15 protein-coding genes are annotated in these 15,780 nt (G+C 69.7%); 10 read left to right on the top strand and 5 right to left on the bottom strand.

Annotated elements, in window-relative coordinates; genetic code table 11:
* Positions 1–53: 53 nt before the first annotated feature.
* Positions 54–1,766, top strand: a complete 1,713-nt coding sequence (locus tag AB0G47_RS19180; protein WP_360771010.1) for a serine/threonine-protein kinase — start codon at positions 54–56, stop codon at positions 1,764–1,766.
* Between the two features lie 23 nt (positions 1,767–1,789).
* Here AB0G47_RS19180 and AB0G47_RS19175 read toward each other — a convergent pair whose 3' ends face one another.
* Positions 1,790–2,776, bottom strand: a complete 987-nt coding sequence (locus AB0G47_RS19175) for a LacI family DNA-binding transcriptional regulator (protein ID WP_360771007.1) — start codon at positions 2,774–2,776, stop codon at positions 1,790–1,792.
* Positions 2,777–3,004: 228 nt separating this feature from the next.
* Between AB0G47_RS19175 and AB0G47_RS19170 the strand changes: the two genes are divergently transcribed.
* Positions 3,005–3,985 carry an ROK family protein gene (locus tag AB0G47_RS19170; protein WP_360771004.1) on the top strand — a complete coding sequence of 327 codons (981 nt, stop codon included), beginning with the start codon at positions 3,005–3,007 and terminating at the stop codon, positions 3,983–3,985.
* Between the two features lie 150 nt (positions 3,986–4,135).
* Here AB0G47_RS19170 and AB0G47_RS19165 read toward each other — a convergent pair whose 3' ends face one another.
* Entirely contained in the window at positions 4,136–6,205 is a 2,070-nt protein-coding gene (locus AB0G47_RS19165; protein ID WP_360771001.1) for an NPCBM/NEW2 domain-containing protein, read from the bottom strand.
* Between the two features lie 267 nt (positions 6,206–6,472).
* Here AB0G47_RS19165 and AB0G47_RS19160 point away from each other — a divergent pair, with 267 nt between their 5' ends.
* Genes AB0G47_RS19160 through AB0G47_RS19145 form a run of 4 tightly spaced genes read left to right on the top strand, consistent with a single transcriptional unit; the run spans position 6,473 to position 10,274 of the window.
* Complete coding sequence (locus AB0G47_RS19160) at positions 6,473–7,741, top strand: ABC transporter substrate-binding protein (RefSeq protein WP_360770999.1); 1,269 nt, start codon at positions 6,473–6,475, stop codon at positions 7,739–7,741.
* A gap of 19 nt (positions 7,742–7,760) precedes the next feature.
* On the top strand, positions 7,761–8,678 hold the full coding sequence (locus AB0G47_RS19155; RefSeq protein ID WP_360770996.1) for a sugar ABC transporter permease: 918 nt from the start codon (positions 7,761–7,763) through the stop codon (positions 8,676–8,678).
* On the top strand, positions 8,675–9,601 hold the full coding sequence (locus tag AB0G47_RS19150; RefSeq protein WP_360770993.1) for a carbohydrate ABC transporter permease: 927 nt from the start codon (positions 8,675–8,677) through the stop codon (positions 9,599–9,601). The genes AB0G47_RS19155 and AB0G47_RS19150 overlap by 4 nt, the downstream gene beginning before the upstream one ends.
* Positions 9,602–9,656: 55 nt before the next feature.
* Positions 9,657–10,274, top strand: a complete 618-nt coding sequence (locus tag AB0G47_RS19145; RefSeq protein ID WP_360770990.1) for a GNAT family N-acetyltransferase — start codon at positions 9,657–9,659, stop codon at positions 10,272–10,274.
* Positions 10,275–10,839: 565 nt separating this feature from the next.
* On the opposite strand, the gene cpt is transcribed toward AB0G47_RS19145, so the two are convergent.
* The gene (cpt, locus tag AB0G47_RS19140; protein WP_360770987.1) at positions 10,840–11,373 is read right to left on the bottom strand and encodes a chloramphenicol phosphotransferase CPT; all 534 of its coding nucleotides are present in this window, start codon (positions 11,371–11,373) and stop codon (positions 10,840–10,842) included.
* 88 nt (positions 11,374–11,461) lie between these two features.
* On the opposite strand from cpt, the gene AB0G47_RS19135 reads away from it, so the two are divergent.
* Positions 11,462–11,629 (top strand): hypothetical protein, encoded by a 168-nt coding sequence (locus AB0G47_RS19135; RefSeq protein WP_360770984.1) that lies wholly within the window; start codon positions 11,462–11,464, stop codon positions 11,627–11,629.
* 2 nt (positions 11,630–11,631) lie between these two features.
* On the opposite strand, the gene AB0G47_RS19130 is transcribed toward AB0G47_RS19135, so the two are convergent.
* Positions 11,632–12,012: an STAS domain-containing protein gene (locus AB0G47_RS19130; RefSeq protein WP_360770983.1), complete on the bottom strand. Its 381-nt coding sequence runs from the start codon at positions 12,010–12,012 to the stop codon at positions 11,632–11,634.
* A gap of 306 nt (positions 12,013–12,318) precedes the next feature.
* Between AB0G47_RS19130 and AB0G47_RS19125 the strand changes: the two genes are divergently transcribed.
* Positions 12,319–13,398 (top strand): NUDIX domain-containing protein, encoded by a 1,080-nt coding sequence (locus AB0G47_RS19125; RefSeq protein ID WP_360770980.1) that lies wholly within the window; start codon positions 12,319–12,321, stop codon positions 13,396–13,398.
* A gap of 29 nt (positions 13,399–13,427) precedes the next feature.
* Here the strand turns inward: AB0G47_RS19125 and AB0G47_RS19120 are convergent, their stop codons facing one another.
* Entirely contained in the window at positions 13,428–13,949 is a 522-nt protein-coding gene (locus tag AB0G47_RS19120) for a CGNR zinc finger domain-containing protein (RefSeq protein WP_266869449.1), read from the bottom strand.
* Between the two features lie 26 nt (positions 13,950–13,975).
* On the opposite strand from AB0G47_RS19120, the gene AB0G47_RS19115 reads away from it, so the two are divergent.
* Together AB0G47_RS19115 and AB0G47_RS19110 are read left to right on the top strand one after the other, a co-directional pair.
* Positions 13,976–14,536, top strand: a complete 561-nt coding sequence (locus AB0G47_RS19115; RefSeq protein ID WP_360770977.1) for a GNAT family N-acetyltransferase — start codon at positions 13,976–13,978, stop codon at positions 14,534–14,536.
* A complete protein-coding gene (locus AB0G47_RS19110) occupies positions 14,533–15,780 on the top strand; it encodes an MFS transporter (RefSeq protein WP_360770974.1) in 1,248 nt (415 codons plus the stop codon). The genes AB0G47_RS19115 and AB0G47_RS19110 overlap by 4 nt, the downstream gene beginning before the upstream one ends.

Here is a 15,780-nt window from a genome sequence, read left to right as displayed (position 1 = left end):
CCTGCCCCGTACTCTGTAGCCCACGGAAGTGGTGTCGCAGGAACGGGGCAGCGGTGTCTTCGGGGGATCAGGAACAGACGGGCGGGGTCGGCAGACTCCTGGCCGGGCGCTATCGCGTCGTGGCACAGCTCGGACGGGGCGGCATGGGCGTCGTCTGGCGCGCCATGGACGAGGTGCTGCACCGCGAGGTCGCCGTCAAGGAACTGCGGACGTACTCGGACGCGGCAGGGCCCGAGCTGGCCGACCTGCGCGTGCGGATGCAGCGCGAGGCCCGCGCGGCCGCCCGCGTGCGGCACCCCGGAGTCGTCGCCGTGCACGACGTGGCGGAGGTCGACGGACGGCCCCTCATCGTCATGGAGCTCATCGAAGGACCCTCCCTGGACGATGTCCTGCGCGAGCGCGGCACCCTCGACCCCCGCGAGGCCGCGGCCATCGGCGCCAAGGTCATGGAGGCGCTCGCCGCCGCCCACCGCGCAGGCGTCCTGCACCGCGACGTGAAGCCCGGCAACATCCTCCTGGAGTCCGGCGGCGGCCGCGTCGTCCTCACCGACTTCGGCATCGCCACGATGGACGACCCCGCGGACGGCTCGTCCACCCACCTCACCCGCAGCGGCGAGCTCGTCGGCTCCCTGGACTATCTGGCCCCCGAGCGCGCCCAGGGCCAGGACCCGGGCCCCGCATCCGACGTCTGGGCCCTCGGCGCCACCCTGTACGCGGCGGTCGAGGGGTCGTCGCCCTTCCGCCGTACGTCGACGTGGTCCACGCTCACCGCGATCGTCACCGACCCGCTGCCCGAGCCGCAGCGAGCGGGCCCGCTGACTCCCGTACTGCAACAGCTGATGCACAAGGACCCGCAGGCACGGCCGGACGCCGACCAGGCGGTGCTGCTGCTCGCCGACGCGGCCGGCAGCGGAGCCGCCACGACCGCCCTGCGCGAGCCGACGCCGCAGCCGAGACAGACCACCGAGCGGAGCATCCCGAGCGGGCCACCGCCGGGCTTCGGGCCGCCGCTCGCGGCATCGGCTGCCGCGCCGCACTCCTCGGCCCCGGTCCCGCCGCAGTCCCCTTCGGCGCCGCAGCAGGCCAGGCGTCCGCGCCGCGGCCGCGCCCTGCTCGCCGCGGCGGCCGTCACCGTCGTACTGGCCGCGACCGGCGTCACCGTCGCCCTCCTCAACAGCGGGGGAGAGGACGGAAACCGGGCGCAGAGCCCCGCGTCCCCCGGCGACAAGACGGCCGAGCCGGGGCCGGACAACAGCCGTGGCTCGCTCGACGGCACACGCGCCCCCAAGCCGTCGAAGCAGGGCGACGAGAAGTCCCGTGAGCCGGACGCGAAGCCGTCGGACAAGGACGACCCGAAGTCCACGGTCAAGCCGACGAGCCGCCCCAAGCCCTCGACCGAGCCGACCCAGGACGAGGGCACGACCGGCGGCGGCTCCGGCGGCTCCGACGGCGGCACATCGGGCGGCGGCGACCCGGCCCCCGAGCCCGTCTGCCACGCCACGGGCGGCGGCAAGTACGACTGCTCGGTGTGGCGCACCGCCAAGTCGTACACCGCGTCGGGCGCCGAGGCGGGCGTACTGAACGCGGGCACCAACTACTTCTACTGCCAGCAGAACCTGGGCCGCCGCGAGACGTACGGCGAGTGGACGAACGTCTGGTGGGCCAAGACGGACGACGACAGCGGCAACACGAACGTGTTCGTCAGCGACGTCTACATCAAGGGCGGCGACAACGACAAGCCGCTGCCGGGCCTCCCCGTCTGCTGACGGGGCCGGCAGGTCCCCGACTCTCAGCCCGCGGGCGGCAGTTCGCCCGACCCGCGGGTGATCAGCCGGGTGGGCAGCTCGATGCGCTCCGGAGCGTCGGACGCGCCGTCCAGCTGCCGGAACAGACGCTCCGCCGCGGTCCTGCCCAACTGCGCCGCGTCCTGGGCGACGACGGTCACGCCCGGCTGCAGCAGATCCGCGAGCTCGATGTCGTCGAAGCCGACGAGCGCCACCGGACGGGAGAGCCCGGCGAGGACACGGACGACCGTCACCGTCACACGGTTGTTGCCCGCGAAGATCGCCGTCACGGGCTCAGGGCCGCTCAGCATCGCCTCCGTGGCCCGTCCCACGCGCTCCGGGTCGGTCGCGCCGAGGGACACCCACTCCTCGTCGACGGGGATGCCCGCGTCCTCCATGGCGGCGCGATAGCCCCGCAGGCGTTCTATGGCCGTATGGATCCGCGGCTGGTCACCGATGAAGCCGATACGCCGGTGACCGTGGGCGATGAGGTGGGCGACGCCGTCCCGCGCGCCGCCGAAGCTGTCGGAGAGCACGACATCGGCGTCGATCTTGCCGGCGGGACGGTCGACGAAGACGGTGGCGACACCGGCGGCGATCTCCGGCTCCAGATAGCGGTGGTCGTCACCGGCCGGGATGACGACGAGCCCGTCGACCCGGCGCGCGCACAGCGCGAGCACCAACTCCTGCTCCCGGTCCGGGTCCTCGGCGCTCGAACCGTTGATGAGGAGCGCGCCGTGGGCGCGGGCGACCTCCTCCACGGCGCGGCTGAGCGGGCCGTAGAAAGGGTCGGCGAGATCCTCCAGGACGAGGCCGATGCTCGCGGTGCGGCCCTTGCGCAGGACCCGCGCACTGTCGTTGCGGCGAAAGCCCAGGGCCTCGATGGCCTCCTGGACGCGGCGTTCGGTGTCGGGGGTGACACCCGGCTCGCCGTTCACGACACGGGAGACCGTCTTGAGGCCGACTCCTGCGCGCGCGGCGACGTCCTTCATCGTCGGACGGGAGCCGTATCGGTTCTCGGGGGAGCGAGAGGGGCGGCCCGAAGGGTCTCCGGCAGGGTGGTGGTGGGAGACGGGCGGGCGAGCGGCCACGGTGTGCTGTCCTGTCGTCGGCGTAAATGATGTGGCGTCGAGCATAGAACCTGGACAACGTTGTCAGATGCAAGAGAGACTGTCCATCGCACTCTCCGGCCTGCCCTTTCACCAGGAGATCTGACACTGATGCACACGGACCTCGTCGTCGCACTCGACATCGGCGGCACCAAGATCGCCGGCGCCCTGGTGGACGAGCACGGCCGGATCCTGCTGCGCGCCCAGCGGCCGACGCCCGCGCGCGAGGACGGCGACACCGTGATGCGGGCGGTCGAAGAGGTCGTCGCCGAGCTCAGAATCTCTCCCCTGTGGGGCCGCGCCCGCGCCGTGGGCATCGGCAGCGCGGGCCCCGTGGACGCGTCGGCGGGCACGGTCAGTCCCGTCAACGTCCCCGGCTGGCGCGGCTATCCCCTGGTCGAGCGGGTGCGGGCGGCGACCGATGGGCTGCCTGTCGAACTCGTCGGCGACGGCGTCGCGATGACGGCGGCCGAGCACTGGCAGGGCGCGGCCCGCGGCCACGACAACGCCCTGTGCATGGTGGTCTCCACCGGCGTCGGCGGCGGCCTCATCCTCGGCGGGCAACTGCACCCCGGCCCCACCGGCAACGCGGGCCACATCGGCCACATCAGCGTGGACCTCGACGGCGACCCCTGCCCCTGCGGTGCGCGCGGCTGCGTCGAGCGCATAGCGAGCGGCCCGAACATCGCGCGCCGAGCCCTGGACGGCGGCTGGCGTCCGGGCCCGGACGGCGACACCTCCGCCGCGGCGGTCGCCATCGCCGCCCGGGCCGGCGACCCCTTGGCCCTCGCCTCCTTCGCCCGCGCGGCCAGGGCGCTGGCCGCCGGGATCGCCGCGACGGCGACGCTCGTCGAGATCGACATCGCCGTCATCGGCGGCGGCGTGGCGAAGGCGGGCGACGTCCTCTTCACGCCCCTGCGCCGCGCCCTGCGGGACTACGCCACGCTCTCCTTCGTACGCGAACTCACCGTGGCCCCCGCGCTGATGAGCACGGACGCGGGCCTGGTCGGCGCGGCGGCGGCCGCGCTCGGCGGCAAGAGGCTGAGCGTGGCGCCGACGCAGCCGACGGTCCTCGAGAGCCGGACGGGCTGAAAGATCTTCCTGAACGGGATGACGATTTCAGCCTGGCCGGAGAAGTATCCAGCCCGTCGAGGGGGTCCCCCTGCTCCTTAAGAGCTTGGGGGAGTTTGAGGACGAACTCGGCGAAGCCGGTGATCGACGGCAACCGAGTGGCGCCAAGGCTCAGCAGCCCAGCACCGGCTCCGCCCAGTCCGCATGATCGGAGTCGGTCCCGTCACCGCCGTCGGTGACGACGAGCCGTACCGTCTGCGCACCGCTCACGTCGGCCGACAGGCCCTGCGCGGCATGGACGTTGGTCAGGACGCCCGTCGACGCGGCCTTCTTGCCGTCGGCCCAGATCTCGAAGGCGACCGAACCCTTGAGGCCCTTCTCGTCGTCGACGCCCACCTTGGCCGTGACCTTCTCGCAGGCGCCGCCGGTGTAGTACTCGATGCTGCTCGACGCGTGCGCACCGAGCCCCTTGGCGAACACCACCCCGTTGACGGTCATCGGATTGCCGTCGCCGGCCGCGCTCTCGCCGTTGCTTGTGTCCTTCTCGACCGGGCCCCAGCCGTTGACCGTGGAGAGCCACGGCAGGTCACTCATCGCCGAGTTGCCCGCGGGCGGGGCCACGACGACATGTGCCGTCAGCGGCAGCGAACTCTGGGCGCGGGCGCCGGAGGGGGAGCGGTAGGCCGTCTTCACGGTCAGGTCGTACGCACCCGGGGACGCGCCCTGAGGCGCGGTCACCGACCACGACGTACTGAGGGACTTGCCGGTGCCCAGGGAGCTCGCGGTCGACGGCGACGTCGCCTTGATCTGCCAGCCGGACGGTCCGCTGATGGTGGCCGACACCTTCTGCGCGGGGGTGCGGCCGAGGTTGGTGACCTTCGACGTCAGCTCGGTCGGCTTGCCGGGCTCCATGAACGGGGCGCCGCCCAGGCCGAGTTCGACGGCGGGCGGCTGCTGTGCCCACTTGCCGTCCGCCGACACCCGCAGCAGTACGGTGCCGTGCGCGGGGACGGTCGCCGAGATCGTGCCCGCCGTGTTGTAGCTCTTGTGCTGCCACAGGTCGCGCAGCGTGTAGCCGTCCGCGTCCGGGAGGCCGACGGCCTTCGCCGATGTGGCGATCGACTGGGCGCTGCCCGTCTCGTTGAAGAGCGCGACGGCCCGGCTGCCGTCCTTCATCTCCTTGGCGACGACCCACCGGCCGCCCTCGGAGGAGAGCACCTCGCCCTGCTTGCCCAGCGGATCCTGGTCGACGGCGATGACTTCCTTGTTGCCGATGATCTCGAAGGTCTCGGGCGTGGCCTTGCGCAGGTCCGAGCCGATGAGCAGCGGCGCGGCCATGACGGACCACATCGAGAAGTGCGTGCGGTACTCGGTGTCCGTCATCCCGCCGTTGCCGACCTCCAGCATGTCCGGGTCGTTCCAGTGCCCCGGACCCGCGTACTCGGCGAGCGGCAGGTTCTGCTTCATGATCGACAGCATCGAGCTCCAGTTGTCGCTGATGTCGCCGGTGGTGCGCCAGAGATGGCCGACGTCGGAGGCCCACTCCCAGGGCTTGTTCTCGCCCCATTCGCAGATGCTGTAGACGATGGGGCGGCCGGTGGCCTTCAGCGCGTCGCGCATCGCGATGTAGCGCTTCTTGGCGTCGACACCTTGATTGTTGCAGTTGTCGTACTTGAGGTAGTCGACGCCCCAGTCGGCGAACTGCCGTGCGTCGCTGACCTCATGGCCGAGCGCTCCGGGGAGGCCGATGTCGCTGCAGGTCTTGGTGCCGGCGCTGGTGTAGATGCCGAGCTTCAGGCCCTTGGCGTGTACGTAGTCGGCAACTGCCTTGATTCCATTGGGGAATCGCTTGGGGTCGGGGACCAACTTGCCGTTCGCGTCCCGCTCGGGCAGCGCCCAGCAGTCGTCGAGGTTGACGTACTGATAGCCGGCGTCCTTGAGGCCCTTCTCGACGAAGATGTCCGCGATCCCCTTGACCATCGACTCGTCGAACTCGGCCCTGCAGTGGGTGGAGTTCCAGTTGTTGAAGCCCATGGGCGGGGTGAGGGCGAGATCGCCGGGGAGCTTCGACTCGGCACCGGACGCGGGGGCGGGCGCGGGCGCGGGGGCTGCGCCGCGCCGGGCGTCCAGGTCCTGCGCCGCGGCCGGTGCCGGGGCCGCGAGGCCGGCGCCGCACAGCAGCGCGGCGGCGATCGACCCGACGACTCTTCGGCGGATGGTGCGGGGGGTGAGATGACGCATCGTTACATTCCTCCGTACTCGCAGGAGTTGGGGGCTGCATGTACGTGTCAGAGGTGCGCGCTTACGGTAGAGCGTGTTGGACTCTGTTGGAAGGGGAGTGGTAACGGTTCGGACAGTCGAACGCCGAAACCCTTGACTGTGGTGGCACTTGGGAGTGATATCCCAACCCTCGCGTTCGGTTGTGTTCGGTTGCACCCCGAGGAGGGGGACATGGCACAGTCATCGTTCAGTGATCCTGCTGCGCGTCGAAGCATGTCAGGACATCGGATGTCCCGGCGGAATCTGCTACGGGGTGCCGCCGTCGGCACCGGAGCGGTCACCCTTCCGGCCCTGCTCACGGCCTGCGGCGACGGCCCCGGCGGCAACAAGGACGAAGTCACGATGGGCTCCAATTCCTCGGACGCCGTGCCCAAGAAGGCGTTCGCTGCCGCCTTCGACGCGTACGAGAAGAAGTCCGGGAAGACCGTCAAGGTCAACACGACAGAGCACAACGAGTTCCAGCAGAACATCACGCGCTATCTGCAGGGATCACCCGACGACGTCTTCATGTGGTTTGCCGGATACCGCATGCAGTATTTCGCGGAGAAGGGCCTGCTGATCGATGTCAGCGATGTGTGGAAGGGATTCAGCGGCTTCTCGGACGCCCTGAAGGCGCAGTCCACACACGACGGCAAGCAGTACTTCGTGCCGTACTACTACTACCCATGGGCCGTGTTCCACCGGAAGAGCCTCTTCGAGAAGCAGGGCTACGAACAGGCCAGGACCTGGGACGACTTCATCGCGCTCGCCAAGAAGATGAGCAAGGATGGGATTCCGGTCGCCTTCTGCGACAAGGACGGCTGGCCCGCGATGGGCACCTTCGACTACATCAACATGCGCCTCAACGGATACGAGTTCCACAAGAACCTGATGGCCGGCGAGGAAGCCTGGACGGACACCAAGGTCAAGAAGGTCTTCGACCTGTGGCGCGAACTCATGCCGTACTACCAGAAGGGCGCGCTCGGCCGCACCTGGGAAGAGGCCGGACAAGGCCTTCAGCAGCGCAAGACGGGCATGGCCGTCTTCGGAATGCCGCACCCCGGCCAGCAGTTCCCGGCGAAGGAGCGCGACGACATCGACTTCTTCGCCTTCCCTGAGATCGACCCGGCGTACGGACAGGACGCCGTCGAGGCGCCCATCGACGGATTCCTGGTCGCGAAGAAGTCGAAGAACGTCGATGGCGCCAAGGAACTCCTGAAGTGGCTCGGCACGCCGAAGGCCGAGGACATCTATCTGGCCGGTGACCCCAACAACGTCGCGGTCAACGACGGGGCCGACACCAGCAAGTACAGCCCGCTGCAGAAGAAATCGGCCGAACTCGTCGCCGGCGCCCAGCAGATATCGCAGTTCCTCGACCGGGACACCCGGCCCGACTTCGCGCAGACCGTCATGATCAAGGCCCTCCAGGACTTCATCGACGATCCGAACGACATCGACGGACTGGTCAAGAGCATCGAGCGGCAGAAGAAGGACATCTTCTCGTCGGACGTCAGCTGAGTAGCGGGGATTACGTTCCGTGCCGCAGAAGACCATCGCGCGGCGCGCCGGACGACGGGGCCCACGGCGCTTCACACGCCGTGACATCGTCGTACTCGGCGTGCTCCTGGGAATTCCCGTCCTGCTGGACATCGTCATCATCTGGGGCCCGACCCTGGCCTCCATCGGCCTGTCCTTCACCTCCTGGGACGGCATAGGCGACATCCAGTGGGTCGGCGGAAAGAACTACGAGAACCTCGTCGACAACTACCCGGCCTTCTGGCCGGCCGTCCGCCACAACCTGCTATGGATAGCCTTCCTCGGCATGGTGGCGACGCCGTTCGGCCTCCTCCTCGCGGTCGTCATCGACCGCGGAGTCCGCTTCAGCCGCTTCTATCAGTCCGTCTTCTACATGCCGGTGGTGCTCTCGCTCGCCGTCGTCGGATTCATGGCCCAGCTGATCCTCGGCACCGACCAGGGCGTGGTCAACACCCTCCTCAACGACCGCAACGACCCGGTCGACTGGCTCGGAAACTCCGACATCAACATCTGGATGATGATGCTCGCCGCGAGCTGGCGGCATACGGGCTACGTGATGATCCTCTACCTGGCAGGCCTGAAATCCGTCGATCCGGCCTTGAAAGAGGCGGCGCAGATCGACGGCGCCAACGCCCGCCAGACGTTCTTCCGCGTCGTCTTCCCGACCCTGCGCCCGGTGAATGTCATCGTCGGCGTCATCACGGTCATCGAGGCTTTGCGTGCCTTCGACATCGTGTACGCGGTGAACAAGGGCCGCAATGGCCTGGAACTGCTCTCCGTACTCATCACCGACAACATCATCGGCGAGGCCAGCCGTATCGGATTCGGCTCGGCCATCGCGGTCGTCCTGCTGACCGTCTCCCTGGGATTCATCGTGACGTTCCTGGTCCAAGAGCTGCGAGGTGCGCGCGACCGATGACCGCCGACATCCACACCACGGCTCCCGCCGCCGCGCCGGCGCCGTCCGCCCAGAAATCCCCCGGACGCGGGCGACGTCCGGGCCGGTTCGGCGTGCACATCTTCCTCGCGGCCGTCTCCCTGGCGTTTCTCGCGCCGCTGCTCCTGGCCGTCTATGCCTCCCTGCGCCCGTACGAGGAGACGGCTCAGCACGGCTACTTCTCCTTCCCCGACCGCCTCTCCTTCGACTACTACCGCCAGGCCTACAGCGATTCCGGCATGGGCAAGTACTTCACCAATACCTTGCTCATCGCGGTGCCCGCGGTCGTCATCACGCTCTTCCTCGCGGCGTTCGTCGCCTTCGCCGTGTCCCGGCTGCGCATTCGCGGCGGAATGCTCCTGCTGATGTTCTTCACCGCGGGCAATCTGCTGCCTCCGCAGGTCCTCGTCACCCCGCTGTACGTCCTGTTCCTGAAGATTCCGCTTCCTTGGTGGATGTCCGATTCCCTCACCCTGTACGACTCGTACTGGGCGATCATCATCGTCAACATCGGCTTCCAGGTGGGCTTCTGCGTCTTCGTCCTCTCGAATTTCATGCGGACGCTGCCGCAGGAGATCCTGGAGGCGGCGATCGTGGACGGCGCGGGCGTATGGACCCAGTTCTGGCGCATTACGCTGCCGCTGTGCCGTCCGGCGCTCGCGGCCCTCGGAACGCTCGAATTCACCTGGATCTACAACGACTTCCTCTGGGCCCTGATCTTCATCTCCGACCCCGACAAACTCCCGATCACGTCATCCTTGAACAACCTGCGCGGTCAATTCTTCACGGACTACAACTTGCTGGCCGCAGGCTCGGTCCTGGTGGCCCTGCCCACGGTCCTCGTCTTCCTGCTGCTGCAACGGCACTTCATCGCGGGGCTGACGCTGGGGTCGAGCAAGGGGTGAGGGCGACCGGCGGCTGACGGGCCCCGGCGTCATCGAAGATCATCGGGTGTGCAGAATGACCCGTATGCCTATAACGAACACCCCGAAAACGGCAACGGTCGATGACGCTCGGCTGGTGAGCCGGACCCTGGCCCGTGCCTTCGGAGACGACCCGATGATGCGCTGGTTCTTCCCGGAAGACGACTCTCGCGAGGCGGGACTTGGCCGGTACTTCACCACGCTGTTCACCCGGCAGTACGCGCGGCACGGCGTCTGCGAGCGGACCGACGCCGCGGCCGCCTTCTGGGTGGCGCCGGAAGGGCAGGAGAAGGCCGTCCCCGACGCGGAGACCATCCAGGAACTCCAGGAGATCCTGGGCGACCGGGCAGGGCTGTTCCGTGACGCGGTCGAGGCGGCTGCCGAGCACGGGCCGAAGGAAGCTCACTGGTACCTGGCGGTGATCGGCGCCGACCCGGCAGCCCGGGGCCAGGGGCACGGGTCGGCGCTGCTGCGCTCAGGGCTAGCCCAGGCCGACGCGTCAGGCCTGCCCGTCTACTTGGAGTCCTCGAAGCCGTCCAACATCCCCGTGTACGAACACTTCGGCTTCACGGTCCTCGAGGAGGCACAACTGCCGGGCGGCGGCCCGGTGTTGTGGTCCATGCGCCGCGAGCCGCGCCCTGGCGCGGGCGCCTGACGGGCGGCGGGGGTCGGCCGCTCGGTCGGCCGGGGCGGTCTCTCGGGCGGCGGGGAGTCCGAGAGGCTTCACCTTTCTCAAGGAGGCGCAACTGCTGTGCGGTGGGCCGGTGTTGTGGTCCACGCGCCGCGATCCTCGTCTCGGCGCGGGCGGCTGACGGGCAGTGGGCGGCGGGGTCGGTCTCTCGGCCGGCCGGGGGCGGTCTCTCGGGCGGCGGGGAGTCCGCGAGATTTCACCCCGTCCCGAGGAGACACAGCTGCCCGGCGGTGGGCCAGTGTTGTGGTCGATGCGTCGCGATCCTCGTCCCGGTGCGGGCGGCTGACGGACGTCGGGTGGCCGGGAGCCGGCCTCTTGGTCAGCCGGGGGCGATCTCTCGGCTCGCCGGGAGTCCGTGGGAATGCGTAACTGCCGGGCGGCAGGCGGGCGTTGTGGTCCATGCGTCGCGAGCCGCGTCCCGGCGCGGGCGAGCTGGCGGGCATCGGGTGGCCGGGAGTCGGGCTCTCGGTCAGCCGGGGGCGATCTCTCGGGCGCGGCCGGGAGTCGGCCGCCGGTCAGTTGCAGGTGGTCAGCGGACTCGCGCTGCGATGGTCTGGGCGCACGCCAGGGACTCGGTGTGCGTTGTGTCCACCTCCAGGTCGTAGGTCACGCCCTTGTGGACCGCGTCCGCCTGCAACGCGGCCATGCCCTGGGCCCGGTCGCCGCGTGCGATCTCGCGGCCCGCGGCGACCCCGCTGTCGCAGCGCACGCCGACCCACAGCACGTCCAGCTCGCCCAGAGCCTGCTGCCAGCGCTCCTGTGAGGAGACTCCGCCGAGAAAGACGTCGTCGACGATGATCCTTGCGCCGGCGCGGGCCATTGCCACGATGCCCTCCGTCCAGGCCGCCTCAAGGGCACGGAACTCCGCCCCGACGCTCACTCCGCCGTCCGCCGCGATCTCGATCCCCTCGTCCGACGCCTGCATCCTCGCGGGCATCGCCTCGACGAAGGAATCGCAGCCGAACGCCAGCCACGGATCAGGAAGAACGGCCTGCAGGCACCGTACGATCCCGGACTTCCCCGAGCTGGACCCGCCGTTGACAATGATCATCTGAGTCGCCACGCCGCCAGGGTAGGAGTTCTCCCGAGCCGTACGAAACGGATTTCCGCGGACTGCGGTTACTGTGACGGCGGAATGAGGGGGGGGCAGCATGCTCGACGACTGGGACGACGACACCGACTACCACCGTGCGGTGGGCTGCACTTGGCTCATGATCGCGGTTGCCGTGATCTGCTCGCTGGCGGTCGTGGGCCTCGGTGTCGTCGCCGTCTTCGGTACGGACTTCTTCCTCGACATGACGGAAGCGCTCGGCCAGTAGGCCTACCCCGCCGCGTCCAGCGCCGCCCGCAGCGTAGGCGCGGGAGAAAGCGTCGCCGTGAGGCCGGCGATGCTGAGGATGCGCAGCGTCAGGGCGTGCGTGCAGACCACGGACAGGCGGCCGCCTCTGGCCGTCGTGTGGCGGTGTGCGCGGACCAGCAGCGAGATGCCGGAGCAGTCGAAGAAGGTGATCTCGCGCAGGTCGATGATCACGGTCTGGGCGGGGCCCGCTGTGATGGGGTCGATCAGCGGGTTGACCCGCTGATAGGCCAACAGGTCGATGTCGCCGTGGAGTTCGACCACGACCGCGCCATCGAGCCCGTATACGCGAGGCGGCGGGTCGGAGTCCTCGAAGGCGAATTCGTCCAGTGCGTCGAGCTGCATGGGTCCCCCCAGTGCCGATGACGACCGGACCCTTGCGGGGGAACCGGACCGTGTCGGAAAAGCCGGAATCAAGAGGTCACCAGGGGCTGGGGCGCCTAGCGGATCACGCTAGCGGTGGAGGCCGCGCCCTGGAGTGAGGGAACGATTCATGCAGTCCCACTGCCACACAATAGAGTGAAATGGAAGCGAATCGCTTGACAGCTCAAGTCGGCTTTCGGCCTGGGCATTGGCCGCCTCAACAGGGCCTGGTTTCCGTGGCAGGGTGTTGCGGGCAAGCCACAGGGGGCCAACAGAAGAGGGGGAACCGTGATCGTCTGGATCAACGGCGCGTCCGGTGCGGGCAAGACCAGCGCCGCACGGGAACTGATCGAGCTGATCCCGAACAGCACACTCTTCGACCCCGAGGTCATCGGCGGCGGACTGCCCGATCTGCTGCCGCCCAAGCACCTCGCCGAGGTGAGCGACTTCCAGGATCTGCCCATCTGGCGCAGGCTCGTCGTGGACACCGCCGCGGCGCTGCTCGCCGAGGTCGGCGGAGTGCTCGTGGTGCCGATGACCCTGCTGCGCCAGGACTACCGCGACGAGATCTTCGGCGGCCTGGCCTCGCGCAGAATCGCCGTACGACATGTCGTCCTGGCCCCGGACGAAACGATCCTGCGCGACCGAATAGCCAGCAGGCGCGCCCCGGCGGACCTGTGCGACGGCGAGATGCGGGTACGGCAGGGGTCGCTCGACCACATCGAGCCCTACCGTGCGGCCCTCGCGGGCTGGCTCGGCGTGGATGCCCTGCGCGTCGACACCAGCGGGCTCACCCCCTACGAGACCGCCGAGCGCGTCGCCGACGCCGTACGCACCGGTGCCGCGTCCGTCTGCGACATCGTCCAGACCCCCGAGCCCACCGCGGAGACGCTCGCCGCCGGAGTGCTGCTCTTCGACGAGCGAGACCGGGTGCTGCTCGTCGACCCGACGTACAAGGCCGGTTGGGAATTCCCCGGCGGCGTCGTCGAACCGGGCGAGGCTCCCGCGCGCGCGGGCGTGCGCGAGGTCGCCGAGGAGACGGGCATCCACCTCACCGAAGCCCCCCGGCTCCTCGTCGCCGACTGGGAGCCGCCCGTGCCGCCCGGCTATGGAGGGATGCGCTTCCTCTTCGACGGAGGGCACCTCGACGGCGATGAGGCACGGCGGATGCTGCTGCCGGGACCGGAGCTGCGCGACTGCCGGTTCGTCACCGAGGAGGAGGCGGCCCGGCTGTTGCCTCCTGTTCGCTACGAACGGCTGCGCTGGGCGCTGCGGGCGCGCGAGCGCGGGGTCCCGCTGTACCTGGAGGCGAGCGTTCCGGTCGGCCGGCGGGAAGTCCCGGGCGGTTCGGGGCCGGAGAGCCCCTAGCTCTTGGGCCGGCCCGAGATGCGCCGCACTCAGGCAGCGGAACGCGCGCGGTGTCGGCGTACCGCGTCACGATTGGCGCACCGCTGGGAGCAGTAGCGCTGGCGCCCGGTGCGGGAGGTGTCGGCGAAGATCGTGGTGCACTCCGTCACGTCGCACCGCCGCAGCCGGTGCATGCCACGCCCCGCCAGGTGCAGCGCCGTACCCACGGAGAACAGCGAGAACAGCACGGAGCCGAGCGGCTTCCGGTCGTCGCGGTAGTGCAGGTGCCAGCCGGTGTCCGCGTGGTCGGTCAGGCGTGGGTAGGCGGCGGCCTCCGCCAGCATCCGGTTGACCAGCTCGGCGCGCTCGTTCTCGTCGGAGGCGTCGACGACCTTCTCCCATGCCTCCAGTGCGGCCAGGGTCCGGTCCAGGTCCCGCGGCGTGACCGGGCGCTCCAGTGTCAGCCCGGCGGCCCGGCAGCGGTCCGCGAGTTCCTCGGGGCCGGCCGGGCGGCGGTTGGCCAGGTCCGCGGCCAGGTTCACGGCATCCTCGCCGTAAGGGTTGAGGTGCATAAGACCATTACACCACGGTGGACGGCATGAGTCAGCAGACGGGACACCCTCACCTCGCGACCCGCTCCAGAGAGCGCACGGGCGTACGGCAGGCCGCCGATGACGACATCGCGGAGCTCGTACGCCTGCGGGCGTCGCTCTTCGACGACCTCGGCGGCGACTTCTTCAACCCCGCCTCTGCGGGCGACGATTGGCGGGTCGCCCTGGTCGCCGTACTGAAGGAGAAGCTGGCATCGGAGGACACGCGGATCCTCGTCGTGGACGGCGACGACGACAGTGACGGCGACGGCGACGGCGGCAGCGGCAGCGGCGGCCGGCTCGCCGCCTGTGGCATCGGCACCGTCGACCAGTGGTTTCCCGGCCCGCACTCGCGCAACGGCCGGGTCGGCCATGTCATCGGCGTGGTCACCGACCCGGCGCACCGGCGCCGCGGTCACAGCCGCGCGATCATGCGCGGGCTGCTCGGCTGGTTCCGCGAGCGGGACGTCTCCCGTGTGGACCTGTCCGCGTCGGCCGAGGGGGAGCCGCTCTATCGCGAACTCGGCTTCGTCGACCACCCCGACCCGTCGCTGTACTGGCGCCCATGACTGCCCATCAGCAAACGGCAGTCGGCAGCGCGTCGCGGTACCGGTGGACCGTCCTCGGCATCGCCACCTTCACCCAGGCCGCCGCGGCCTTCTTCGTCCAGGGCATCGGGGCGCTCGGCATCCACCTGCAGCGTGATCTGGGCCTGAGTACGGCCCAGTTGGGCCTGCTGCTCTCGGCGGCCCAACTGGTGCCACTGGTAGGGCTGTTGGTGGCCGGGGAGCTCCTTGACCGCATCGGTGAGCGATGGGTCGTCGGGGCCGGCGCCTGTGTCGTCGGCGTGGGCCTGCTGCTGGGCAGCGCGGTGCCCGGATACGTACCCCTGCTCTGTGTCCTGATCGTCGTCGGCGCGGGATACAGCACGATCCAGCCCGGCGGGAGCAAATCGGTCGCGGCCTGGTTCGACGCCTCTCAGCGGGGCATGGCGATGGGCATCCGCCAGGCGGGGCTGCCGCTGGGCGCCACCATCGCATCGGCCGTACTGCCCCTGGTCGCCGAGGAGTTCGGCTGGCGGGCGACGCTCGTGGCCGGTGGGCTGATCGCGCTCCTCGGGGCCGGCGTGTTCATGGGGTTCTACCGCCGGGCGCCCACCGGTGGGGCTCAGCACCAGCAGGACGACGGCGGCTCGCGCACCTCGCTCAGGGAGCAGCTCGACGCCCGGATCGGGATGCTCCGCGAACCGGCCATGGTGAAGATCATGCTGTCCGGGACCAGCCTGATCACGGTGCAGTACGCCGTCGGGGTCCTGACCGTGCTGCACCTGTACCGGACGACGTCGTTGGCGGCGGGCGCGGCGGCCCTCGTCCTCGTGGTGGCCCAGGGGGTCGGCGTCGCCGGTCGTGTGTGCTTGGCGGCCTGGAGCGACCGCAGCGGCTCCGGGCGCTACGCCTCGGTCATGATCTGCATGATCGCCGTCATTGCGGGGACGGTCGCGCTCATGACGCCCGCGGGCAGGTCACCCGCCGTGGCGTGCGCCGTCTTCGTCTGGCTCGGGTTCTTCGGCTACGGCTGGTACGGCCCGTGGGTCGCCTACGTCGCCGAATCTGCACCACCGGGCAAGACGGGATTCGCCCTGGGCCTTGCCATGTCCGTCAACCAGATCGCCATCGTGCTCGCGCCGCCCGCCCTCGGCCTGCTCATCGACGTCACGGGCAGCTTCACACCGGCGTGGGGCGTTCTCGCCGCGATGACCGCCGTGGCCCTGACGGTCACGGCTCACGGGGAACGCCCACGCGCCGGTGCCTGA

Origin of the sequence: Streptomyces sp. NPDC021622 (assembly GCF_040640795.1) — a bacterium.
Classification (GTDB): Bacteria; Actinomycetota; Actinomycetes; order Streptomycetales; family Streptomycetaceae; genus Streptomyces.
The sequence above is the reverse complement of the archived record's forward strand: the minus strand, read 5'-3'. Positions and strand labels throughout refer to the sequence as shown.